Consider the following 23983-nt stretch of genomic DNA (forward strand, 5'->3'; position numbering starts at 1 on the left):
GAAACTCCTTGCTTCACACTTATTCTAAAATGATACAAGCTACCCATTTTAGTTTCTTATATTATTGAGGATTTTAAGGACCGTCTGGAAAAATACTTCCTGTTCTTCTTCAGTAATGCCTTCCAAGGCCTTTCCTTCGATTTTTTCTGCAATCTTAAGACATTTTGTATGTACCTCTTTGCCCCGGGGGGTCAGTTCGATTCGTTTTTCCTGTTCATCTTTACCAGGAACTTGTTTAATCATATTATTCTGTTCCATGCTGTTGACCGAACGTGTGATGATCACACTGTCTACATCCAGGTAACTGCAAATATCGGGGATTGTGGAATAGCCACAGTTCTTTAAGTAATTCAGGATTGTCCACTGATTATGGTAAATTTCAAGGGCTGTAATTTGTTCATTCATTTTGCTGACTAATGATCTCGATACTTGTAAATATTGATGAAATAATTGAGTAGGGTTCGTCATATGATTCTCCTTTATAATGGTCGACCAGTCCATTATATTCTTTAATTCTTAAAAGTCTATTGTAAAGAATCATTTATTTCAGTCAATGTTTATTTTTGGAAGCAAAGCGGGGAAGGGTAAAATTCTGGCAATATGAATGAATTGAGGGAAAGCTCAGTCTTCCCAAATCTCAAACAACAAAGGGGGAAGCATCTGCACAATCACAAGAAGAACATCAATCATGATGGAATATATTTCAGCCTAGAGACAAAGTCGAGAATTCATGTTTATCTACAGTTTTTTTGTGGTTTGTCCATTTGGGCGTTTATTTCCGTTCCAGGCACTCGCTTTCCGCGGGCGGTCCGGGGAGCCTCCTCGGCTTGCACCTGCAGGGTCTCCCTTGGACGCGCTTTTTCCGCAGGAGTCTCGAACACCCGCTCCAATCAACTTTGTTATAAGATTTAGTTAGAAACCATACCTGAGGAGTTGAAGGTGCTGCCGGTACATCAATTAAAGATAGATACACTTTCCGGCCCCCTTTAAGTCTACTTCTTGTAATATATGATGGGAAGAATATATTACTCTTTGAAATGGTCCATAAGTGCCGACGAAATTGGTAAAAGTATAAAACGCGCTGAATGCAGTATATCCTGCAAACAAAAACCAGCCTCTAAAAAGTGGCTGGTTTTTGTTTAAAACTTCTCGCTGGTGGAGCGGTGCTTTGTTTCTTTTTTATTTCGTTCTTCTTGATGTTCATATTTAATTTCATCAATTGGTAAATCATCAATGGGCATGACCACTTGATCACGTTCCAGCTGTTTCTCCTGATTTTTCTTGAAGGCCTTGGATTTATCATTACGCTCCTCAAGATACTTTTCTTTATCTTTATTATCCAATGTGAATCCCTCCATCTCTTTGTATCTCTTTTTCCCCTTATTGAGAAAATAAAACGTATAAGCGAAATATATGTGTCCCCGTTTCATAAATATAAGGAGAACAGGAAGGTGCAAGGAGGGTTTGTTCAGTGAATGTCGCCGTCTTTTTTCGCTGGTTTTGGAGGGGAATACTCCTTCTAGTCATATTAATCGTCATTCCGTATTCATGGGCGTTGATTTTAGCGCTGCTCACCGCCATTCTTTTGGATGGATTGGTCCGCATGATTGGTGAAATGGCAAAGCTGCATCGTTTTTGGGCAGTATTGATTTCATTTGTTTTATATGTAGGCGGGCTTATGAGCATCACTTATTATTCTTTTTCGGTATTAATCAAGAAGGTCATTGTCTATTCGGAAGAATTTCCCGGTTTCATACGTGAAGTGTATTTGACGGCTATATTGCCAGTCATTAGGCAATGGGAACGGTATTCGCAAACTTTGCCGACAAACCTCATTCAATCGGTAGAACAGACGATGGAAAAGGGAGTCATGGCTCTGGAGGGGTTCACAGAGGGCTTTGTTCAGGATATGGTCCAGTTCGTGACACTCATTCCTGGATTTTTCATTGACTTTTTAATTTACTTAATCGCTTTATTCTTATTCAGTCTTGAATTGCCTAAATTAAGAAAAAAGGCAGTCCTTTATTTAAAGACATCCACCTATCAAAAAATTTCGCTAGTTTATCAAGATTTAAGTATGGCAGCCGTAGGCTTCATAAAGGCACAAATCCTGTTAAGTTTAATAACGTTCATCATGGCTTATGGAGGACTATGGTTATTAAATGTGAAGTATATGATTCCATTGGCAATGTTAATAGTGGTGGTGGACATTCTTCCTATCTTGGGGACGGGATCTGTGCTGGTTCCTTGGGCAGCGATCGTTTGGGCTCAAGGAAATCATCATCTTGGTGTTGGCCTCATCATTCTATTCCTGGTCATTACCATCATAAGAAGGACCATCGAACCAAAAATCTATTCAGCAAATATGGGGTTGAGCCCATTGGCATCGTTGGTCAGTCTTTATTTAGGGTTTAAGATGCTTGGTTTCCTTGGGCTTTTCCTTGGACCTTCGATACTGATTGTTTATGATACGCTAAAGAGGGCAGGTGTCATTAAAACCAACTTCAAAATATGAAAGATTATTAGATGTTTTTGGCCTGATTTCTTAAATTTGACATATCTTTTACCGCTTTACCTTGACCGTTGCAATGATTGCAGTCCCGGGAAAAGAATTGAAGATAACGGGTTTTCCCTTTCCCTTTGCAGTGCTGGCAAATGGTTATGAGTTTCATGATTCTTCACTCCTTCAAAAAGTATCGCTTTTTTAACAGTATGAAACAATAAAGGTAGAACTATACTTCATGTAATCATCCAATGTTAAATGAAGCAGGTTTTATATAATATGTATTTATTTTATTTCATGTACCAGTTGAAAAAAAATAACCCCCGCTCCTATTGTATTAGGAACGGGGGTTATTATCATGAAACGATTTCGGTTTGTGATATGATCGGGAATTCTTTCACTTCGTTTACGACTTTTGCTTGTTTATATATTTCAATATAACGAATATGGTGATCTTCCATTTCCTTTATCCTGAAGTTATAGGGACCATAAGTCAGGATATCACCTTGTTTGGCCTCATAATCCTCTGTAAGGATCCATCCGCCCATCGTATCAATATCTTCATCATTGATATCCAATCCGAGTAAATCATTCACTTCACTTACTAATACCTTGGCATCGATGATGTAGTGATCTTCTTTTAATTTGCGGACATCGGGAACTTCATCCAGGTCGAATTCATCGCGGATATCGCCAACGATTTCTTCAAGGATATCTTCAACGGTAACCAAACCTGACGTACCGCCGTATTCATCCATGAGGATGGCCATGTGGATCCGTTCCTTTTGCATTTTTAAAAGTAAATCGTGAATCGGGATACTGTCAATGACACGGATGATCGGACGAACATATCGGTCGATCGTTGACGCTGCCTGATTGTTTCTGTCTATCATTTCAGTGAATAGCTCTTTGATATTGACCATTCCGATAACATGATCCTTATCACCATCAATGACAGGATATCGCGTAAAATTCTCTTCCGCCATTACGGTGAAAAACTGCTGGATCGTATCATCTTTGGATACCGTTGCAATTTCTGTACGTGGAACCATGATTTCTTTTGCGATCCGATCATCGAATTCAAAAATCTTATTCACATATTTAAACTCTGATTGGTTAATTTCGCCACTTTTGTAGCTTTCGGAAACAATGATTCGAAGCTCTTCTTCTGTATGAGCCAAATCATGTTCGGAAACCGCTTTTAATCCTAGCATTCTTGTAAGCGTCCTTGCAGAGCCATTCAGTACCCAGATGAATGGATACATGACTTTGTTAAAGGCAATTAAAGGTTTCGAAACCAATAATGTTACTTGCTCCGCTTTTTGAATCGCCAATGTTTTCGGTGCCAATTCTCCAACAACGACATGTATGAACGTAATGAAAGAAAAGGCAATTGCAACCGAGAGTGCATGTGAAGCTGAATTTGGAAGATTCAATTGATTCAAGAGTGGGTGCAAAATGCTTTCAACTGTCGGTTCCCCAAGGAATCCAAGCCCTAGAGCTGTAACTGTAATTCCGAGCTGACAAGTTGAGAGGTATTCATCCAGGTTGGAGATGACCTTCTTTGCTGAAATGGCATTCCTCGTTCCTTCTTCAATTAATTGATCGACCCTCGTGCTTCTCACTTTAACAATCGCAAACTCCGTAGCTACAAAAAATGCTGTTAAAGCAATTAAAATGGCAATAAGAACCAAGTTTATTATGTCCAAATAGTCTCCCTTAACTCGCCTTCGAGACGAATAAGGAGTACACCTCCTACATTTTTAAAATATACAAGTATATTTTTTTTGCCGTGCTGAATATTTCCGGGATTGCTTCAAAAAGGCCTGTGGCCATAGATGTTCAGCCGCTTGAACTCCCATTTCTTTTAGTGATGAAGAGAATAATAGTATATGCCGATTAGCGATGCGTAGACGGGAAATAGAAGAATTTCTGTCTGAAGGAGTATAGCCATTTTCCAAAAGGATGCACATATCCGTTACGCAAAGCAGCGCCTGTCCGTCACAACGAACATTCTTTAATGCCCCATCAAATCACCTCAATCTAATTAATTTAAATACTTTCATTATAGAAAGAGTTAATCATTCAGTCAAACAGCTTACGGCACCTTAAATCCGGTAAATTGCTTGTAAAGGATCAGTTTGAGCTAATAATTAGCTGTTTTTGACTGTTTTCTCTACTTTATTGTAACATATTATAGAATATTCAGAAAACTAAGGGCCGTTTCATAAAAATTGATCAGTTTCATTATTTTTTTGATGGTACAAACATATTCTATAGAAACCAAGACAAGTTTTAAATGCAAGAATTAAAGGGGGTGGCAGCCATGAAAATCATGGAACGGATGGCAGCGATCATTGCCGGCAGCATGCTTGTAGGTGTGGGAATCAATTTTTTTCTGATACCTTATCATTTATTGGATGGCGGCATGATAGGGATTGGGCTGATTTTTCATTACTATATAGGACTTCCGACAGGACTGGGTGTGATTTTGAGCAGCATTCCATTATATATATATGCTTGGTACTTTGAAAAAAAATTATTCCTGAACAGCTTGCATGGCTTGCTTTTTTCCTCTTTATGCATCGATATTTTTTCCGACGCTGTCACAGGATGGAACCTCCCCATTTATGTAAGTGCGATAATCGGGGGAGGGTTGATTGGACTTGGAATCGGTTTAATGCTTCGGTATGGGACCTCTACAGGCGGAACCGATATGTTGGCACAGATCCTTTCCAGGAAAAGTGGACTCAATGTAGGTCTGCTGATTTTTTTCATTGATGGGTGTGTACTGCTTTGCGGATTGAGCGTTGTGGGGACTTCAATCTTTTTATATTCATTTTTAACGATCATCGCGGTAGGCATGCTGACTTCAGTCACTGTAATGCGAACCATTTGATGTAAAATTATGTATAAAAATCTAAAAAAAGGAAAGGATGGGCAATATGAAGAGGACAGATTTTTAGTCTAATAAATAGTAAAGGGAAGTTCATATGAAAAAACTTTATATGTGTACTGCGTTGTTAGTTATGCTGGCAGGGTGTCAAGAGTCTGAAATGCCTGAGGATAAGGAAGTGAACAGTGCTGTTCCAGAGTCGATGGATGCATCAATTGTCATTAAAGGGAAAGTGGAGCCTGGAAAAGAAGTCATTCTTGAAACGACAGTGAAACAGGGAAGCCAGTTGGTGAATGAAGCTGATGAGGTGCTGTTTGAAGTGAGAAAGTCCGGACAGGATAAACGGGAAATGCTTGAAGCAAAGAATACTGGAAGTGGCATGTATCAAGTGATGCATACTTTTGAGGAACAAGGCAAATATATTGTAGTGTCCCATGTAACGTCTAAAGGCCTTCATATAATGCCTGAAAAGGAAGTTGTCGTTCCAGGACATGAAAGTGAAGGTGCATCGGTTCATCCTAGTACGGATGTATCTATCGGGTTTCAAAGTAACCCTGTAAAGGCAGGAAACAGTTCGAATTTTGAAGCGACGGTTGAATTGAATGGGAAGCCGCTGACAAATGCAGATGTGAATTTCGAGGTGTGGAAGGAAGGCAGCGAAGAGAGTCATTTCACCAAAGCTGAAGAAGATGGGAATGGGACATATCTAAATAAGGTATCTTTCGAAGAAGCGGGAACCTATAAGGTCCAGGTCCATGTTGAAAAAGACGAAGTGCATGAACACCAACTGCAAACCATTCATGTCAATTGATTGTTTTTTGGATCGAATCGTTTAAACAGGTTTTATTACTTCGTTAAATGGGAAGTTAAAGGATAACGGTACAGCAGAAAAGGAGGGTAAGCATGAATAATCAAATAATCAACAAGTATAAAGATCTCGGGATTCATATTGAAAAAACGAAATCACGGCAGGAGATTTTCACTAATGTTTCACAAAATGATTCATCCTTACTCACTACCGCTGTTTTTTCTCAAATTTCCCAAAAAGGGGAGCTAAAAGAATATTGATGTAAAGAGACCGGAGTACATAGCAGCTGGTCTTTTTTTGTGCAATCCTGAATGTGGTGCATTGTGAAACCGGATATGAAAAATCGAATAGAACGTTATGAGCTGAATAGGATAGAAGGACAAACAATTTGAAATTAGCGGTAAGGGGAGTCCGATAGCATGATATCACAGCTTATTATGACGATATTGAATTGGTTTGCGGAAATGGGCTATATGGGGATTTTATTGGGGCTGATGGTTGAAATCATCCCGAGTGAGCTTGTTCTTGGATACGGTGGTTATGTGGTCGGCCTGGGGAAAATGAATTTTTGGGGAGCTGTTCTTGCCGGTGTGGCAGGCGGGACGATGGCACAATTATTTCTCTATTGGGCGGGGTATTATGGAGGAAGGCCCTTTCTCTTGAAATATGGAAAATATATTCTAATTAAAGAAAATCATATTGTACATGCTGAAGAGTGGTTTAAGCGGTATGGCGTGGGCGTGGTTTTTACGGCTCGATTCATTCCGGTTGTTCGCCATGCCATTTCCATCCCTGCCGGAATTGCGAGGATGTCAGTATGGAAGTTTATATTTTATACGGTTGCGGCTGTCATACCTTGGACCATATTGTTCCTGACCTTAGGAAGGATCCTCGGCGAGAATTGGCAGCAAATCCGGGAAATAACTGAACCTTATCTAATACCGGCTGCTGGTTTTTCCTTTATCCTCATCATGCTGTATATCTTATGGAAAAAAAAGAGCACACCTCCAATCGTAACTGTCAAAAAAATGGGACGGTTTCCCGATAAATGAACAAATCGTTAAAAAACAGCCACGTAAAATAACCTTTTACGTGGCTGTTTTTGATCATTAACCTTGGGTAAGATCCTCTTCAAGAGGAAGATGTACGACCTTTTTTGTGACCTCGATGGAACGGATGGCGTGATCTTCCATTTCAATCACTTTAAAGCAGAATCCGTCTTTTTCCATGATGTCCCCTACCTTCACATCATAGTTTTCAGTAAGGACCCATCCGCCTATAGTATCGACATCATCTTCTTCCAAGTGAATGCCAAGGAGATCATTCACTTCCTTTACAAGAAGTTTAGAGTCCAAAATATAATGTCCTTCTTTAATTTTCCTGATTGAGGCAACTTCATCGATATCGAATTCATCACGAATTTCCCCAACGATTTCCTCGAGGATATCCTCGACTGTGACAAGTCCGGAAGTTCCGCCGTATTCATCCATCAAAATAGCCATATGAATGCGTTCTTTTTGCATTTTTAACAGCAAATCGTGAATTGGTATATTTTCCATTACCCGAATGATCGGACGAGCGTAATTTTCAATCGCTTTGATATGGATTTCCCGGTTCTTGATTAGATCCGAGAAAACTTCCTTTAAGTTCACTAGGCCGATGACATGGTCTTTATCACCTTCGACAACAGGATATCTAGTGTATTTTTCCAATTTGGCCACATCGACGAATTCCTGTACCGTTTCATCCTTGGATATGGTCATGATTTCTGTCCGTGGAACCATGATTTCCTTGGCAACTCGATCATCGAATTCAAAGATGTTATTTACATATTTAAATTCCGACTGGTTAATCTCCCCGCTTTTATAGCTATCTGACAGGATGAAACGCAATTCTTCTTCAGTATGGGCTATTTCGCTTTCGGATGCTGGCTTAAAGCCAAATAATCCGACAACGAATCGGGAAGAATGATTCAAGGCCCAGATGAAGGGAAAAGCTATCTTATGGAAAAAAATCAGCGGGCCGGCAATTGCCAAGGTCACTTGCTCAGCCTTTTGGATGGCAACCGTCTTTGGAGCCAATTCACCTACAACCACATTCAGGAACGTAATCAGGGAAAATGAAATGACAAATGTCAGAATGCTTGTAACTTCTTGTGGGATATTCAAGGCATTGAATAAGGGCCCAACCAATTTGAGGACGGTCGGTTGTCCTAGCCACCCCAGTCCAAGGGCAGTAACGGTAATTCCTAGCTGTGTCGCGGATAGGTATTCATCAAGATCGGATGTAACCTTCTTTGCCGCAATGGCTTTTTTGTTTCCTTGTTCAATCAGTTGATCGATCCTGGAGCTGCGAACCCTTATGATCGAAAATTCCGAAGCTACAAAAAAGGCTGTTAAAGCAATTAAAATAATGACAAATAAAAAACTTAATATGTCCAATTAGTGTGGGACTTTATTGAATCGCCAGATGTGCCGAACGATTTAATTATCCCAGTCACCTCCCAAAACCAATAATGAATGAAATAGTATATAAAATGTTAGATGGAAAAATAATTCGCTATCTTGTATGAAATCTGGTTTTTATTTTCAATCTATAGGATCATTCACCTCGATCAGTAGTGGAACCTTCCTATTAGTATAAGTAACTGGACGTCAATCAGTCAAAAATTTCACACTAAAACCCTAAGGAAAAAAGGATATTTATCCATTATTTAGTTTTTAATTGTATGGAAAAGGTCGTTAGGAAATCGGTAGAGTGACAGGATAATGTTCCTTGATGCTTTAAAACGATTTCTTTACAGACGAATAATCCCAATCCCGTTCCCCTTTTTTTTGTGGTGATGAATGGCTCAAAAATATTCGGCAGGACGTCGTCAGGTATCTTCGGCCCATTATTCGATATATTTAAAGTAAGAATGCCTGGTGGCGATTCAGAGCCTGAAATGTAAATGGATGGGGAAGGCATCCCTGCAACCACATCAAGAGCATTTAATATAATATTTAATAAAACTTGACGGAATTCTTCTTTAGAACCCGAAATTACGGCATCCTCGGCAATATTGCATGTAATGGAAGCATTAACTTCCAAAATGCTGGGATATAAAAATTCGATCACCTCATTCACAAGCTGAGCAATGGAAAATAGATCAGGTTGTGTTGTTGAAGTCTCCTTTTTGGAAATATTAAGAAATTGCGTGATCCGGTAATTGAGCTGATCCAATTCCTTTGAAATGATATCAAGGTACTTTATCTCAGGTTGTTCTGCCTGTAATAATTGTATGAATCCCATGATGGAAGTCAGTGGATTTCTGAATTCATGGACAAAGCTTGAGGTCATTTGGCCAAGGAGCGTCAAACGGTCTTTATGGTTTGGGCTTATGAATTGATAGCGTTCTTCAAGTTCCATCGTTTTCAATTCGGTATAATGGGATAATGCAAAATGAATGAGTTTATCGAAGTAAACGTTTACCCGTTTTATTAGAGCCGATATTTCCTCTTTGTGTGCTCCGGAATTCAAAATGTGCTCTATGATGACGGATCTCCCGATGGTTGCAGTGGAAAAGAAATTTTCCATATCCAATTGCTTAGTAACGCGATCAGCCGCAATTTTTTCCCCTACGACCTTCAGTACATCGTCTATGTCAGTATCCGATTTTGCAACCTGCTCCATTAGCAAATTAAAAATATTTTCCACTTCTCTAAAATACCCCAGATATCCGTCCGGTAAATGCAGCAACTCATCTTTCCATTTGGAAATGATACTGTTTTTTTGAGAAGATAAAAAGTGAATGGTCATTTCTCGATTAGATACCATTTTGCCCTCCATACTGTAGGAAAATGAATTTACTTTTGACCCAGAAAGTGCTTTATTTGAATAAAATTACAAAATATCAAAATAATTACAACTTGTTTTCATGATAACAGATTACTGTTCCTTTAACATGTGTCAATTGGATAAATATTCGGCAATCAATCAATAAATACCTTTTTTTGACACAGTTTTATTACAGTAATTACAGGAATAAATAACAAAAAAAGGTATACGTAAAGTTAATGACGGTTACCTTTTTTATGAAATGCATATGGTTCGATGTGTACGATCACATGCTGGATATTATATTCCTTCAAAAGATTTTCTTCGATTCTAACTGTAATATCATGACCTTGAATGACGGTCAAAAGAGGGTTGACATGAACGGTAGTTTCGAGCAGGATTTCACTTCCGTGCATCCGTGCTTTAATTTCACTCATGTCTTTAACACCCTCTGTCAATATAATGGTTTGTCCGATCTTTTGCAGGAGCTGCTCGTCGAAACCATCGGTTAAAGAGATGGACGCATCACGAAAGATATCCCAGGCCGTTTTGCATATGATGATCCCAACGACTGCTGCAGCTATCGCATCCAGCCAAGGGATTCCCAACTTAGTACCGATGATTCCAATGAAAGCACCAACACTGACAAGGGCATCGGAACGATTATCCTGAGCAACGGCATAGATGGAAGAGCTGTTGATTTTTTTACTTAATGTAAGGTTATAACGGTAGATTCCGTACATGAAGATTGCAGAGAATAGAGCGACATAACCGGTCAGCATACTGGGTACGGTTGTTGAATCTTGGTGAAAGAAGGATTCAATGGCACTGTATACAACCTGAAGGCCCACAGTGATCATGATGAAGGCAGCTACCAATGACGCTACGGTTTCCGCCCGTAAATGACCATATGAATGATTATCATCAGGAGGTCTCTTTGAAATTTTCAAACCAATCAAAACGGCTATGGAAGCGATGATGTCGGTCGTATTATTTAAACCATCAGCCCAAAGCCCTTTAGAATCACCGAAATAACCAAATGACAATTTAAGAGCAGACAAGAATATGTAAGCGGCAATGCTTATGTAGGCGCCTTTTTCAGCTGATATCGAATGTTTATCCATGTCCATTTCCTCCCCAATGTAAATTAGGCTTAATAAAATCAAACCTTAGTGAGTCTATAGAAAAATTGTCGTATTCTAACTTGGTTATCGGCAGGTGTATTGAAAGTCTGTAAAGAAGTTGGATAAACGTTTACATGAAATGGTAAAAAGGTGGGTTTCGATGACATGTACAGTTTTTCTTGAATTGGCATTTAAAGAAACTAATAGATATTCTAACCGATGATCGAAAATTAAATACTTCCACAAGGGGAGCCTAAAGGCTGAGAGTGAACGGTTCTGCTTCAGCCATTTTGAACCTGATAGTCAGCAGGATGTGGTTTTGGGCAGCAATTAGCAACCCGGTGTTTTTCGGCTGCTGCAAATGTAATACTGAAAAAATCCTATTAACAAAAAGGCAGGATTCTATATGAATCCTGCCTTTTTCGGAGAATGTATGACTCGAACCATTCAGGTAGAAACCGTTCATTCTTCATTTTGCAATGAATACCGAACATGGTGCGTTTTTCGCAATGGAACTACTTGTACTGCCAAGGAAGAATTTTTCCAAACCGCTTTTATCGCTATTGCCGACAACGATAAGATCAGCTGAATTTCTCGCTGCAAAGTCACATACGCTATCTGGCGCATATCCTTCCAATAGTTCGAATTTTCCCGTCACTTGACATTCACTTAACAATCTCAACGTATTACTTTCTGCGTTCTGAATACTATTCTCAAGGGCGGAGGGGGTGTCATTTACCTTTTGATTTCTTGGCTGGTCAACCTCAACAACAGGATGTGCCTGGACTGGATCCACATAAAATCCGGCAGAGGGCACGAACCCCGGCGCGGAGGCGTTACCCATGATACGCTGTTCAACCTTATCATTTAGGACATGAACGACGGTCAACTCAGCTTTTGGAAAGGCCTTTTTCAATGTTGCTCCATATTCGACGGCCCGTTTACTTTCTTCATTTCCATCAAAAGCGACGACAATATGTTTTAAGTCTTTCATTACTATCATCTCTCCCCTGTATAAGACCTTAATAGTGTTATACCCGCTTTTAAATGGCTTCACGCCTTTAATCGGTATATAGATTGCCTTTTACGGGTAAAGGATAGATACGAGCATAGTTAAAATGGTAGGATGAAAACTGGTCCTTAAGTTAATTGGCAGGCACAGACGATGAAGGGATATCATCGGTAAGGATGCCGATTCACGTGTAAAGTGCTACAAGAAAAGAGCGCCTTTTATTCAATCGACGAGTTTTCTTTAACAAAAAGGGTAAAATATTTTTAATGAAACATGTCGCAGATGGGAAATTGGGGGTACAAATGAGAGGGTTAGTGAAATTAGGTCTAATTATAATATTGGCGATTGCAGTTGTAGGCGCCGGTTCACTATTGTATTTCAGGCAGGGTGCTGATATAAGTCATCTTGAAAATAGTCTTCAGCAACCGACAGGGATCTATGATCTGGATGGGAATCTAGCCAGTACGATCACGGCAAATAAATCCGAGGGCGTCGCGATAGATGAAATACCGGAACATATGAAACAAGCGGTGGTTTCCATTGAGGATCACCGTTTTTATGAACATCACGGCATAGATTATCAAGGGATCATGCGGGCTTTGGTTAAAAATGCGAAGGCTGGAAGTGTCGTTGAAGGCGGGAGCACGCTCACCCAGCAGCTTGTGAAAATCACGATGCTGGAATCGGAACGAACATTGAAGAGGAAGATAGAAGAGTTTTTTCTAGCCCAGGAAGTTGAAAATCAATATACAAAAGATGAAATCCTGGAAATGTACCTGAATCAAGTTTATTTTGGCCATGGGGCATGGGGAATCAAAAAGGCTGCAAATATTTATTTTTCCAAAGAGGTCTCTGAATTGACCGTTGCCGAGGCAGCTTTGCTGGCGGGAGTCATTAACTTGCCATCCAAACTTGATCCATACAAGAATTTGGACGGTGCAGTGAAGCGGCGTGATTTGGTTCTTTCGCGAATGGCGGAACATGGTTATTTGACGAAAGATGAAGAAGCGGCCGCAAAAAAAGATTCGGTGACACTTCTTATGGGGGAGAAGGAAACCGATCCATTAAGAGGTAAGTATCCTTATTATGTCGATCATGTTTTATCGGAAGCATCGAGTAAATATGGAATTAAGCTTGAGGAGCTGCTTTCAAAGGGGTATAAAATTTACACGACCCTGGACCAGTCCATGCAGCAGGCTACAGAAAGCGTGTATGAGAATGCAGCCAATTTTCCGGTTGGAACGAGTACAGAGGAACTGGTTCAAAGCGGGTCTGTCCTTCTTGATCCTGAAACAGGCGGCATAAAAGCACTTGTCGGCGGGAGGGGTGAACACCAATTCATGGGATATAACCGGGCAACCCAACTGACAAGGTCTCCTGGTTCATCCATTAAACCGCTTGTCGTTTACACGCCGGCTGTTGAAGAGGGATATGATATCACTGACCCTTTAAAGGATGAAAAAATGAGCTTCGGTGAATATGAGCCAACAAACCTGAGTGGTCAATATAAAGGAGAAGTCCCCATGTATGAAGCGGTGATGAATTCCTTGAATGTACCGACGGTTTGGCTATTGAATGAGATTGGCATCGATAGGGGGCTTGATTCACTTAAGCGGTTTGGGATTCCATATGACAAGGATGATCGAAACCTGTCTATCGCTTTAGGAGGGATGAAAAAAGGTGTGTCCCCGCTGCAGATGGCAGGAGCCTTTTCTGCTTTCGCCAACGAAGGGGAACGGATGGAAACCCACGCCATTGTAAGGATAGAAAATGCCGATGGAAAAGAGGTTGCCGCCTGGAAAGAGAAAAGCACCAAAGTGACCTCTGTAGCCGCCGTCGACAAAATGAATGCCATGCTGCTTGGAACAGTGGAATATGGCACAGCGAAAAACGCGGCTGTTTCCGGTTATGAAATAGCAGGTAAAACAGGATCTACACAAGTTCCCATTGAAGGAGTATCAGGGGTTAAAGATCAATGGTTCATCGGTTATTCACCTTCGCTGGTCGGTGCTGTTTGGGCGGGATATGATAAGACGGACGCAAAACATTATCTAACGACACACAGCAGTCAGGGAAGTGCACTCATCTTTCAAAAAATAATGTCGAAAGCCTTACAGAATCAAGCTGCTCAATCTTTTAAAGCTCAAGATATCGGTCCGCTTATAGCAGAACAACAGGCACTTATAGCTGAGCAACAGGAGAAGGAAGAAGAGGAGAAGAGGAGACAATATTGGATTGAAAAAGGAAATGAAATACGTGAAGGCTTGAATAAATGGAGGGACTGGGAGGTTCCGTGGTGATTCCCAGGTCCGGGAGCATGATCAAGCCTTTCTAAATCAAATCAACAAAAAAAGACTGTCAATCATTGACAGTCTTTCATCATTCTTAAAAAATGAGATTTGCTATTATGCCGATTACGACGATAGCGCCTATCACCATTAAAATGGTTCTCATATAAATACACCCTCTTTAAACGTAGTTGGAATCATTTAAATATTTACGGTTTGGTTCGATTGGAAACGAAATGCACTTTCATCATTTTCTTTACAAATAGCCTGTACTTTTTCAAGCATGGCGTGTACATTCTCGCCTTCAAGTATGACTTTCATCGTTGCACACTCTTGAAGAATGAGCACGAAGGATACGAAAGTCGAAAGTTTCTTGGCATCGACCAATTTATGGTTGCAGATAAAATATATATTCCCTTTAAATTCTTTTGTAACTTGATATAGGTTCATGATTTGTCGCATGGATAATCTTTTATTTGTTTGAATGTCAGAAGAAATCACTTTATTCATGTCGTTTACTCCTTTTGTTTTTATACTTTTGGAAAAGCATAATCAAGATGTCAATTCAGCTACAACGTTTAAAAATGAACAAGTATGTTTTGGACTTTTTTATGTAATTGTTAGCGGGTCATGTTGTATATTTACCCGCGTGAAAGATTTTGAAACCTATTTGAAAATTTCAATTTTTGGAGGGGGAATGAACAATGCTCACGCTTATTAAAAATGGGGAGCTTTATGGACCGGAATATATGGGCCAAAAAGATATCCTTTTGGTTGGAAAGCAAATTGGCTTCATTGAGGACCAGATTGATGTACCTGCCAATTTCGTTGAAATGAAAGTGATTGATGCGAGTGGTCAAATTGTGGCTCCGGGTTTTATAGATGCCCACGTACATATTATCGGCGGAGGCGGGGAAGGGGGTTTTAAAACGAGGACACCTGAAATCCAATTAACAGATGCCACTTTAGCCGGTATAACGACTTTGGTAGGGGTCATCGGCACAGATGGTACGACAAGGACAATGCCTGCACTGCTCGCTAAAGCGAGAGCGCTTGAAGAAGAAGGAATTAGCTGCTTCGTTCAGACTGGTTCATATCAAGTTCCAGTCAAGACGTTAACCGGCAAGATCGAGGATGATTTGATTCTTGTGGATAAAATTATCGGTGTTGGCGAAATAGCCATTGCTGATCATCGTTCTTCGCAGCCGACTGCAGCCGAACTCGCTAAACTGGCCTCGCAGGCACGTAATGGAGGTTTGTTATCCGGGAAAAGCGGTATCATCAATATTCATGTCGGCGACAGTCTAGATCATTTGCACGTAATTGAAGAAGTTGTCGAGACAACGGAAATTCCGATCACTCAGTTCTACCCTACACATATAAACCGAAATCCGCATTTATTCAATGCAGGGGTGGAATATGCAAAAAAAGGGGGGTATATAGATTTTACGACAAGTACAATCCAGAAATTCCTTGAAGAAGGCGAGGTCAAAGCAAGTACAGCAATTAAAATGGCACTAGAAGAAGGCGTTGAAATCGGGCAGATCACCATAACTTCAGATGGGCAAGCCAGCCTGCCTGACTTCGATGGAAGCGGTAACCTGCGCGGTTTGAACATTGGTACATGCATGTCGTTATATGATTGTGTTGTCGATGCGGTCCTCGAGGAGGGAGTGGCAATTGCCGATGCCCTACGAGTTGTGACGGAAAACCCGGCAAACATTTTAAAGCTTTCTGCAAAGGGAAAGCTTTCGGTAGGTAAGGACGCCGATATCATCATGATGAATCAACGAACTTTAGAAATAAATAGTGTTATCGCGATGGGGCAGATGATGGTCAAAGATGGCCATGCTGTCGTTAAAGGAACATTTGAAAAATAGACCTTTTCTACCTTTGGGTGCAATTCCCGTTGCGGGTCCTACCCCATCCTGAAATGCAAAAAGGGTAACATTGATCTAATTTTGGATTTCTGAAAGAGGGTATGTGTAATGATTTCAACTTCATGCACTCGCTTTCCGCAGGTTCTCCCTTGACGCGCTTTTCCCGCAGGCAGGAGTCTCTTACCTTCCGTTCCAATCACCTTTGTAGATAGAGCCCTTTTGTTTACAAACTAGATAATAATTGTTTGCCGACAGCTTTTTTGTGGGTTTGTAAAATGGGAACGTTGATTTCCACTCCAGGCACTCGCTTTCCGCGGGCGGACGGGAGCCTCCTCGGCGCGCCTGCGGGGTCTCCCATGCCACGCTTTTCCCGCAGGAGTCTCGCGCCTGTCGTTCCAATCAACTTTGTGTTATTGAAAAAACTGCAGTTTCGTCTTATACCGAACCCTATTTAAGACTAGTTTATCTTTCATGTTTTTCCCTGTACTCCTTAATGGATGGAAAAAATATGCGACACTCTTGCCGAAAAACTGGCTAGCCGAGACCCCGCAGACGCTTGGCAGGCAGTCGGCGCAAAGGGATGCGGATTTCTGAAATCAACTGTCGGTTGAAAAAACGTAGGCAACTGATTTCTTGGAGTTTTTATACAGTCTAAGACCCATATTTTAATATAATGGGTCTTTTTTGTGCTGGATTTTTTTTTGATGAAGGTTCTAAATCTGTCGGGAGCATATCACATTTTGAAGGTAATCATTATGAAATTCCCCATTAAAGGTTCTCATTTTCAAAATGAAGGCGAAGTATCAGAAAACATCTTCTAAATAAAGGTAATATGTAAAAAATTCATTCTATTTAACATATTATTAAAAACATGGATGTATTATCCTTTTATATAAGGAAATGAAGTTTATGAAACAGCATTTAATCACAGAAAGAAAGACCAATAAAAACATTTTGGGCTGTTATTTCATGACTGTTCAAAACCTAGGTAAGTTTGCGAAACAAATCTATCTTAAGGGGAGAAATGAAATGGAAAAGACGGGAAACCCAATAATGAAAGCGCATTCAAGCGGAGTTGAGCCGGAAATGTTTCGTGTATTGACTCCTGAAGGGGAAATAATTGAAGCGATTGATGGAAAAATCGATAAATCACTTATGTTAAAGATGTATGAGAGCATGCTCCTGCTCAGAACATTTGACCGAAAATCAATAAATCTCCAGCGCCAAGGCAGGATAGGGACTTATGCACCTTTCGAAGGGCAGGAAGCGTCCCAAGCAGGAAGCGCTTTAGCATTGTCGGCAGGGGACTGGATGTTTCCCACATACCGTGATCATGGAGCGGCAATCATTCATGGACAGGAATTATACCGTGTTTTCCTATACTGGATGGCGCATTTTGATGGTTCGATTTGTCCAGAAGGAAAAAGGATATTGCCTCCAAGTGTTCCAATTGCCACTCAAATGGTTCATGCAGTTGGAACGGCTTGGGCAAGTAAGCTTAAAGGCGAAAAGACTGTTAGCATCGCCTATTTTGGCGATGGAGCGACTTCTGAAGGGGACTTTCATGAAGCACTGAATTTTGCCGGCGTTTATAAAACCCCGACAATCTTTTTCTGCCAAAATAATGGCTACGCAATCAGTGTCCCTTTTGAAAGGCAATCGGCATCAAAAACAATATCACAGCGTGCTGCTGCTTATGACATCCATGGGGTGCGGGTGGATGGAAATGATATTTTTGCCGTATGGATGACTGTAAAGGAGGCTGTCGAAAGAGCGCTTAAAGGGGAAGGGCCTACATTAATCGAAGCCATTACCTTTCGCTATGGCGCCCATACTACTGCAGACAATCCGAACATATATCGCGATCAGGACGAAATTGCAACGTTCTGGAGGGAAAACCGCGATCCTATTACACGCCTTAGAAAGTATTTGAATAAAGAGGGTCATTGGAATGAAGAGCAGGAAGAATTGGTGTTAAAGCGATTCAACGAACTGATCGAGGCTCACCTTAAAAGGGCCGAAGCGTATCCGAAATCCGACCCGCTCGAAATGTTTAACCATGTATATGCTGAGGAGACATGGCATCTTAAGGAACAGAAGCAGGAATTGAACCAAATCTTAAGGAAAGGCGGGAGGAAATGATGGGCAAAAATTTAACGATGCTCCAGGCTATTACGGAAGCGCTGGATCAAATGCTGGATCATGATGATCGCGTGATGATCTTGGGTGAGGATATTGGTGTGAATGGCGGGGTTTTTCGAGCGACGGAAGGACTTTATGAGAAGTATGGAAAAGATCGAGTTGTGGATACGCCATTAGCTGAATCCGGAATCATCGGCTCTGCCATTGGTTTGGCTCTTAACGGAATGCTGCCCATAGTGGAGATCCAGTTTCTCGCCTTTATTTATCCGGGGTTCGAGCAACTCATTTCCCATGCTGCCCGTATGAGGTATCGTACTCGTGGGCAATTTGGGGTGCCCCTCGTAATCCGTACGCCATATGGTGCCGGAATCAGGGGTCCTGAACTTCATTCCGAAAGTGTCGAAACCTTCTTTGCCCATACTCCGGGTTTAAAGGTGGTTGCACCCAGTAATCCATATGACGCAAAAGGGCTGCTCATTTCAGCGCTCGAAGATCCAGATCCAGTGATTTTTTTGGAACCGACTAAATTGTATCGGGCCTTCAAGGAAGAAGTTCCCGATGAAATGTACCGAATACCAATCGGTCAGGCAAAAGTGGTCCAGGAGGGAAGCGACCTGACCATTTTTGCATGGGGGGCCATGTTAAGGGAGGCATTGAATGCCGCGAAAAAGATTGAAGCAGAAAAAGGCTGGAAGTGTGAAGTGGTCGATCTTAGAACTTTATACCCTTTAGATAGGGATGCGATCGTGCAATCCATTAAAAAGACAGGTCGTGCATTGATCGTCCATGAAGCCCATAAGACGGCCGGATTAGGTGCGGAAATTATCTCCATCATTAATGATGAAGCTCTTATTTACCTGAAAGCGCCGATTAAGCGTGTAACAGGATTTGATGTACCGGTTCCGCCGTTTACAATAGAAGATCATTATTTACCGACTGTTGACCGTGTAAAACAAGGAATTGTCGAAACGTTATCATTTTAATTGATTTAGGGAGAAAGAGAAGGAGGATGACGCATGATGGAATTTAAACTTCCTGATGTAGGGGAAGGGATGCATGAAGGGGAAATTATCCAATGGCTCATCAAAGAAGGGGATGCGGTAAAACAGGACCAACCCATTGTTGAGGTGCAAACGGATAAAGTTAATGCGGAATTGACAGCCCCGGCAGCGGGAGTGGTCAAGGAAATATTTTTTTCCGTTGGGGATATCGTGGAAGTGGGAACCACTATATTCACAATTCAGGAAGAGAACGATGTGCCAGTTCCGGATACAAACATTAGTGAAGAAGAAAACCAAGTCGGGCAATCCTGTGATGTAAAAGTAAATGCGGAGCATATTACGACTAAACAGCACCATCAGGCAGTGCGTGCGTTGGCAACCCCATTCGTGCGTCAAATGGCCAGGGAAATGAAGATTGATATCGAGAAGGTTAAAGGTTCCGGTCCGGCTGGGCGAATTACCGAAAGTGACCTGAAGCAGTTTAAAGAAAATGATTCGATTACACGGGAAGATGCCAAACAGCATGATGACAAGACTGGTCAAGAGATGGCCCCGATGAAGGATGCGGTACTGGCAAATGGTTTGGAAAATGAGCGGGAAGAGCGGATTCCGCTTAAAGGCATTCGTAAAAAAATCGCTGAACATATGGTAAAGTCCGTTTCGACCATTCCTCATGTAACGCATGTAGATGAATTGGAAATGGACCGATTGAAGGAATTTAAAAGTCAATTAAAGGAGTACTCAGATGATAAGGATATAAAATTGACTTTTTTGCCGTTTTTCGTTAAAGCCATTGTCATCGCTTTAAAGGAGTTCAAAACATTAAATGCTTCAATTGATGAAGGAACCAATGAAATCATCCTGAAAAATTATTATCATATTGGGATTGCGACGAATACAAAAGAGGGTCTCATTGTTCCTGTGATCAAACATGCCGATCAAAAAACCATTTTCCAACTGGCTGATGAAATCAGGCAATTGGCAACCCAAGCCCGTGAAGGGAAGCTGAGTATAAACCAAATCACAGGCAGTACATTTACCATCAGCAATGTAGGACCGATCGGAGGGATGCACGCTACCCCGATCATTAACTATCCGGAAGCTGCCATATTAGCCTTGCATAAAATGGAACATCGCATGGTCGTTCGCGATTTGGAAGGTGTTATCCGTTTAATGATGAATATGTCTCTTTCTTTCGATCATCGTTTGATTGATGGGGTAACAGCGGTGCACTTTACCAATAAAATCAAGGAATTGCTGGAAAATCCAATTCGTTTAGTTGTGGAGATGAGATAAATGGTAGTAGGGGAAGTTGCTGTTGAGACGGATGTTGTCATCATGGGAGGAGGTCCGGGAGGATATGCTGCGGCTATCCGTCTCGGCCAGTTAGGTAAATCGGTCGTGCTGGTTGAAAAGGATAAGTTGGGCGGGGTCTGCCTTAATCGGGGCTGTATACCTTCAAAAGCATTGATTCACGCAGCTGATCAATACCATGGGCTTAACGATTTAGGGAAAATGGGAATCCGGCTGCCTCAGGAAAGAACCACTATGGACTTGGGGGTTTGGCAGGATTGGAAAGGGGGCATCACATCCCAGTTGGGGCATGGTATTGCCCATTTGTGTAAGGAAAACGGAGTGACGGTGGTTAAAGGCCAAGCAACTTTTTTATCTGATGACCGCATTGGAGTTGAAACCGGTGGCGATTTTGAAACCTACAAGTTTGAACAGGCAATTATTGCGACAGGGTCCAGGCCTTTCATTCCATCCTTCATAAAAGTCGATGGAGAATATATATTGGATTCAACATCATCTTTGCAGCTGAATGAAGTTCCAGCGAGCTTGTCGATCATTGGCGGAGGATATATTGGAATCGAGCTGGGTATGGCATTTGCAAAGTTAGGGACTAAAGTGACCATCATTGAGATGGCCAATCGCATACTCCCTCAAGTTGCTGAAAACCTGGTAAAGGACGTCACCCGGAATGCCAAGAAGCTCGGGATCAATATCAAAACATCCTCGAGGGTAGAGAAAGCGAGTGTAGTGGATGGTCAAGTGCATCTTCTTGTTTCCTCGGAAGAACAGGGTACGGAAGCGGTCGTGAGCGAAAAGACACTGGTTACAATTGGAAGGATTCCTAACACGGAAGAAATTGGCCTGAATCGGGCTGGAGTGACGGTTGGTGAGAAAGGCCATATAGCAGTGGATATGGAATGCCGTACAAATGTGCCGCACATCTTTGCCATCGGTGATACTACGCCTGGTCCGGCACTTGCCCATCGAGCGTCCAAACAGGGAATCGTGGCAGCTGAAGTGATAGCGGGGCTGCCAAGTGCCGTTGACTCGCCTTATGTTCCCTATGTAATCTTCTCGGAACCACAAATAGCTGGTGTTGGTTTAAGCCGTGAAGAAGCTGAACAACAGGGATACAGCGTAAAGGTTGGCAAATTTCCGTTCAGTGCCAACGGAAGGGCGCTTGCAACGAATGAAACGGAGGGGTTTGCAGAAGTCATCGTGGATGCCAATAGTCATATATTGCTTGGGATGCATATGGTAGGTGCTGATGCTTCCAACCTTATAGGTGAAGGGGTCCTTGCCCTTGAGCTGGCGGCTCGGGTCGAAGATATAGCCCTCAGCATGCATCCTCATCCGACCTTGACCGAGGGGTGGCTGGAAGCGGCTGAAGCAGTTTTGGGACATGCAATTCACATCGTAAATAAATAGGAAAAGGTAAATTCATGGGGATTACCAATGTAGTCCCCGATTAGAATGTTTTATCTTAATGGAGTCAAAGACCCGAAAGGCAAGGCTATCAGTAAATTCACTCCATTTGGAATTATGTCCCGGCGTTTGACCAAACAGGGGCCGTATTGGCCTGCAATGATTCCCTCTTGTAAAACCATCGGCATATTGATATCATTTTTACTTTGGGAAGTATAGAGTTTTCAATAAGCTTTGGATCCTTCCACTCCTAAACCATAACGGTTGATGAGATAACAAATCTATTCGCCATTCAACGATTAAATGGGTTTAATTTATACGAGAAAATTATGGAATGAAGGAGGCAAATGTAATGGAGTCAAATGGTGGGTCATTGCAAAAGAAATTATTGCCGAGGCATATTAGCATGATGGCAATGGGAGGGGCAATAGGTACTGGGATTTTTAAAGGAAGTGCCGAAACCATATCGTTAGCAGGGCCAGGAGTCATATTCACTTATATTTTTGCAGGATTGTTATTGCTAGTAGTCATGGGTGCCATAGCGGAAATGGCAATTGTCTATCCAAATACGAATATGAAAGGCTTCGTTCAGAAAGCATTCGGTAAGCGCCTTTCCTTCATCGTAGGCTGGATGTATTGTTTTATGTGGCTGTCCGTTTGTGTCATTGAGGTAGTGGTGGCAGGAAGCTTTTTGCAGTATTGGCTCCCGGCAATCCCGCTATGGATATTAAGTTTAGGGTGTGCGGCCTTCATCATTGGGATTAACATGATGAATGTCAAAAATTATGGTGAATTCGAATTTTGGTTTGCCGGCATTAAAATTACAATGATCATCTTATTCATTATATTGGGAGCATGTATTTTATTTGGTGTGATCCCAAGCGGCGGATCTAATTATCTGCAAAACTTCACAGGGCATGGAGGATTTTTCCCGAATGGGTGGATGTCTATCTTTTCGGCATTACTGATCGTCATGTTCTCCTATGGCGGTTCCGAGTTAATAGGGGTGACGGTAACGGAAGCAAAGGATGCAGAACGCATTTTACCTAAGGTCATTAAAAACTATATTTGGAGAGTTGTATTATTCTTCACCTTACCGATACTTGTAATCTGCGGTTTGATTCCGTGGAATGAAATTGGCGACCAGGCAAGTCCGTTTGTACAGGTTTTGTCAATGTCAGGTTTTCAGGGATCTGCACATATCATGAATTTCATTTTGATTACGGCCGTCTTATCTGCCGCTAACTCTGGAATATATGGGTGTACCCGAATGCTGCATTCTTTAGCTGCAGAAGGGGAAGCTCCCAAGTCGTTCTCTTATGTATCAAAAAATGGCGTTCCCTTGTACAGTTTGCTATTAAGTGCAGGTGTATTGGTCGTCGGCTCCATGATTACTTTCGTTGCACAGGACAAGGCATTTACTCTATTAATGGCATTCCCGGGTTTTGTAGTATCACTTGTATGGATCAGCATCTGTTTAGCGCAGCTTAAACTTCGCAATTCATATCCCAAAGCTCCCAGTTTTAAGTTGTGGGGATTTCCATATATAACCTTGTTTACCGTAATCACGTTAAGCATCATTTGTGTCACGTTCGTATTCAGTGATCAGAATCGAATCAGTATCATTACTTGCCTGATTGTGTTGGCTGCCTTAATCTTGATTTCAATTTTTAAATTTAAAAGAGTGGACAAACAGGAAACACCTATAATAGAAAAAAATATCGCTAAATAAATCTGCATAAAAGATACGACATGGGCAAAGGCGTCCATGTCGTATCTTTCATTACTGATCACT

At 41.5% G+C, this 23983-nt stretch carries 20 protein-coding genes; 12 read left to right on the forward strand and 8 right to left on the reverse strand.

Annotated features, from left to right (window positions below; all coding sequences use genetic code 11):
- Positions 1 to 48: 48 nt before the first annotated feature.
- Positions 49 to 468 (reverse strand): MarR family winged helix-turn-helix transcriptional regulator, encoded by a 420-nt coding sequence (locus tag NYE65_RS17815; protein WP_034314851.1) that lies wholly within the window; start codon positions 466 to 468, stop codon positions 49 to 51.
- 671 nt (positions 469 to 1139) lie between these two features.
- Positions 1140 to 1343 carry a hypothetical protein gene (locus NYE65_RS17820; protein ID WP_057275739.1) on the reverse strand — a complete coding sequence of 68 codons (204 nt, stop codon included), beginning with the start codon at positions 1341 to 1343 and terminating at the stop codon, positions 1140 to 1142.
- 128 nt (positions 1344 to 1471) lie between these two features.
- On the opposite strand from NYE65_RS17820, the gene ytvI reads away from it, so the two are divergent.
- On the forward strand, positions 1472 to 2515 hold the full coding sequence (gene ytvI / locus NYE65_RS17825; protein ID WP_268590669.1) for a sporulation integral membrane protein YtvI: 1044 nt from the start codon (positions 1472 to 1474) through the stop codon (positions 2513 to 2515).
- Positions 2516 to 2859: 344 nt separating this feature from the next.
- Here ytvI and NYE65_RS17830 read toward each other — a convergent pair whose 3' ends face one another.
- Positions 2860 to 4212: a hemolysin family protein gene (locus tag NYE65_RS17830; protein ID WP_328134909.1), complete on the reverse strand. Its 1353-nt coding sequence runs from the start codon at positions 4210 to 4212 to the stop codon at positions 2860 to 2862.
- A 617-nt stretch (positions 4213 to 4829) separates the two neighbouring features.
- On the opposite strand from NYE65_RS17830, the gene NYE65_RS17835 reads away from it, so the two are divergent.
- The 4 genes from NYE65_RS17835 (at position 4830) to NYE65_RS17850 (ending at position 7259) form a co-directional block, all read left to right on the forward strand.
- On the forward strand, positions 4830 to 5402 hold the full coding sequence (locus NYE65_RS17835; protein WP_222620123.1) for a YitT family protein: 573 nt from the start codon (positions 4830 to 4832) through the stop codon (positions 5400 to 5402).
- A gap of 94 nt (positions 5403 to 5496) precedes the next feature.
- Positions 5497 to 6210 carry a FixH family protein gene (locus NYE65_RS17840; RefSeq protein ID WP_340861382.1) on the forward strand — a complete coding sequence of 238 codons (714 nt, stop codon included), beginning with the start codon at positions 5497 to 5499 and terminating at the stop codon, positions 6208 to 6210.
- A 92-nt stretch (positions 6211 to 6302) separates the two neighbouring features.
- Complete coding sequence (locus NYE65_RS17845) at positions 6303 to 6467, forward strand: hypothetical protein (RefSeq protein ID WP_156319568.1); 165 nt, start codon at positions 6303 to 6305, stop codon at positions 6465 to 6467.
- 162 nt (positions 6468 to 6629) lie between these two features.
- The gene (locus NYE65_RS17850) at positions 6630 to 7259 is read left to right on the forward strand and encodes a DedA family protein (RefSeq protein WP_063592651.1); all 630 of its coding nucleotides are present in this window, start codon (positions 6630 to 6632) and stop codon (positions 7257 to 7259) included.
- Between the two features lie 57 nt (positions 7260 to 7316).
- On the opposite strand, the gene NYE65_RS17855 is transcribed toward NYE65_RS17850, so the two are convergent.
- The 4 genes from NYE65_RS17855 to NYE65_RS17870 form a co-directional block, all read right to left on the reverse strand.
- A complete protein-coding gene (locus NYE65_RS17855) occupies positions 7317 to 8648 on the reverse strand; it encodes a hemolysin family protein (protein ID WP_328176119.1) in 1332 nt (443 codons plus the stop codon).
- Positions 8649 to 8916: 268 nt separating this feature from the next.
- On the reverse strand, positions 8917 to 10023 hold the full coding sequence (locus tag NYE65_RS17860) for a HAMP domain-containing sensor histidine kinase (RefSeq protein WP_328176118.1): 1107 nt from the start codon (positions 10021 to 10023) through the stop codon (positions 8917 to 8919).
- 236 nt (positions 10024 to 10259) lie between these two features.
- Positions 10260 to 11147, reverse strand: a complete 888-nt coding sequence (locus NYE65_RS17865) for a cation diffusion facilitator family transporter (protein WP_328176117.1) — start codon at positions 11145 to 11147, stop codon at positions 10260 to 10262.
- A gap of 469 nt (positions 11148 to 11616) precedes the next feature.
- Positions 11617 to 12141: a universal stress protein gene (locus NYE65_RS17870; RefSeq protein WP_268590667.1), complete on the reverse strand. Its 525-nt coding sequence runs from the start codon at positions 12139 to 12141 to the stop codon at positions 11617 to 11619.
- A gap of 320 nt (positions 12142 to 12461) precedes the next feature.
- Here NYE65_RS17870 and NYE65_RS17875 point away from each other — a divergent pair, with 320 nt between their 5' ends.
- Complete coding sequence (locus NYE65_RS17875) at positions 12462 to 14459, forward strand: transglycosylase domain-containing protein (RefSeq protein WP_340861383.1); 1998 nt, start codon at positions 12462 to 12464, stop codon at positions 14457 to 14459.
- A gap of 189 nt (positions 14460 to 14648) precedes the next feature.
- Here NYE65_RS17875 and NYE65_RS17880 read toward each other — a convergent pair whose 3' ends face one another.
- Positions 14649 to 14957: a hypothetical protein gene (locus NYE65_RS17880; RefSeq protein WP_034314818.1), complete on the reverse strand. Its 309-nt coding sequence runs from the start codon at positions 14955 to 14957 to the stop codon at positions 14649 to 14651.
- A 194-nt stretch (positions 14958 to 15151) separates the two neighbouring features.
- On the opposite strand from NYE65_RS17880, the gene iadA reads away from it, so the two are divergent.
- The 6 genes from iadA to NYE65_RS17910 all read left to right on the forward strand — a co-directional run bounded on the left by iadA (position 15152) and on the right by NYE65_RS17910 (position 23920).
- Positions 15152 to 16327, forward strand: coding sequence for a beta-aspartyl-peptidase (gene iadA, locus NYE65_RS17885; protein ID WP_328176115.1), 1176 nt, complete (start codon positions 15152 to 15154; stop codon positions 16325 to 16327).
- A gap of 1053 nt (positions 16328 to 17380) precedes the next feature.
- Entirely contained in the window at positions 17381 to 18469 is a 1089-nt protein-coding gene (pdhA, locus tag NYE65_RS17890) for a pyruvate dehydrogenase (acetyl-transferring) E1 component subunit alpha (protein ID WP_340862144.1), read from the forward strand.
- On the forward strand, positions 18469 to 19452 hold the full coding sequence (locus NYE65_RS17895; RefSeq protein WP_057275753.1) for an alpha-ketoacid dehydrogenase subunit beta: 984 nt from the start codon (positions 18469 to 18471) through the stop codon (positions 19450 to 19452). The genes pdhA and NYE65_RS17895 overlap by 1 nt, the downstream gene beginning before the upstream one ends.
- Positions 19453 to 19485: 33 nt before the next feature.
- The gene (locus NYE65_RS17900) at positions 19486 to 20766 is read left to right on the forward strand and encodes a dihydrolipoamide acetyltransferase family protein (RefSeq protein ID WP_340861384.1); all 1281 of its coding nucleotides are present in this window, start codon (positions 19486 to 19488) and stop codon (positions 20764 to 20766) included.
- Positions 20767 to 22191, forward strand: coding sequence for a dihydrolipoyl dehydrogenase (lpdA, locus tag NYE65_RS17905; RefSeq protein WP_063591900.1), 1425 nt, complete (start codon positions 20767 to 20769; stop codon positions 22189 to 22191). It abuts the gene before it with no gap.
- 349 nt (positions 22192 to 22540) lie between these two features.
- Positions 22541 to 23920 (forward strand): amino acid permease, encoded by a 1380-nt coding sequence (locus NYE65_RS17910; RefSeq protein ID WP_063577147.1) that lies wholly within the window; start codon positions 22541 to 22543, stop codon positions 23918 to 23920.
- Positions 23921 to 23983: the final 63 nt, after the last annotated feature.

It is taken from the genome of Peribacillus sp. FSL R5-0717 (assembly GCF_038002945.1).
Taxonomy (GTDB): Bacteria; Bacillota; Bacilli; order Bacillales; family DSM-1321; genus Peribacillus; species Peribacillus frigoritolerans.

Excerpts from the sequence above, each read along its gene's own strand:
- NYE65_RS17815 (WP_034314851.1), bottom strand. The coding sequence starts at position 468 with ATGACGAACCCTACTCAATTATTTCATCAATATTTACAAGTATCGAGA.
- NYE65_RS17895 (WP_057275753.1), top strand. The coding sequence starts at position 18,469 with ATGGGCAAAAATTTAACGATGCTCCAGGCTATTACGGAAGCGCTGGAT.
- NYE65_RS17845 (WP_156319568.1), top strand. The coding sequence starts at position 6,303 with ATGAATAATCAAATAATCAACAAGTATAAAGATCTCGGGATTCATATT.
- NYE65_RS17880 (WP_034314818.1), bottom strand. The coding sequence starts at position 14,957 with ATGAATAAAGTGATTTCTTCTGACATTCAAACAAATAAAAGATTATCC.
- lpdA (WP_063591900.1), top strand. The coding sequence starts at position 20,767 with ATGGTAGTAGGGGAAGTTGCTGTTGAGACGGATGTTGTCATCATGGGA.
- NYE65_RS17860 (WP_328176118.1), bottom strand. The coding sequence starts at position 10,023 with ATGGTATCTAATCGAGAAATGACCATTCACTTTTTATCTTCTCAAAAA.
- NYE65_RS17840 (WP_340861382.1), top strand. The coding sequence starts at position 5,497 with ATGAAAAAACTTTATATGTGTACTGCGTTGTTAGTTATGCTGGCAGGG.
- NYE65_RS17910 (WP_063577147.1), top strand. The coding sequence starts at position 22,541 with ATGGAGTCAAATGGTGGGTCATTGCAAAAGAAATTATTGCCGAGGCAT.
- NYE65_RS17900 (WP_340861384.1), top strand. The coding sequence starts at position 19,486 with ATGATGGAATTTAAACTTCCTGATGTAGGGGAAGGGATGCATGAAGGG.
- NYE65_RS17875 (WP_340861383.1), top strand. The coding sequence starts at position 12,462 with ATGAGAGGGTTAGTGAAATTAGGTCTAATTATAATATTGGCGATTGCA.
- NYE65_RS17835 (WP_222620123.1), top strand. The coding sequence starts at position 4,830 with ATGAAAATCATGGAACGGATGGCAGCGATCATTGCCGGCAGCATGCTT.
- iadA (WP_328176115.1), top strand. The coding sequence starts at position 15,152 with ATGCTCACGCTTATTAAAAATGGGGAGCTTTATGGACCGGAATATATG.
- NYE65_RS17870 (WP_268590667.1), bottom strand. The coding sequence starts at position 12,141 with ATGAAAGACTTAAAACATATTGTCGTCGCTTTTGATGGAAATGAAGAA.
- pdhA (WP_340862144.1), top strand. The coding sequence starts at position 17,381 with ATGAAAGCGCATTCAAGCGGAGTTGAGCCGGAAATGTTTCGTGTATTG.
- NYE65_RS17865 (WP_328176117.1), bottom strand. The coding sequence starts at position 11,147 with ATGGATAAACATTCGATATCAGCTGAAAAAGGCGCCTACATAAGCATT.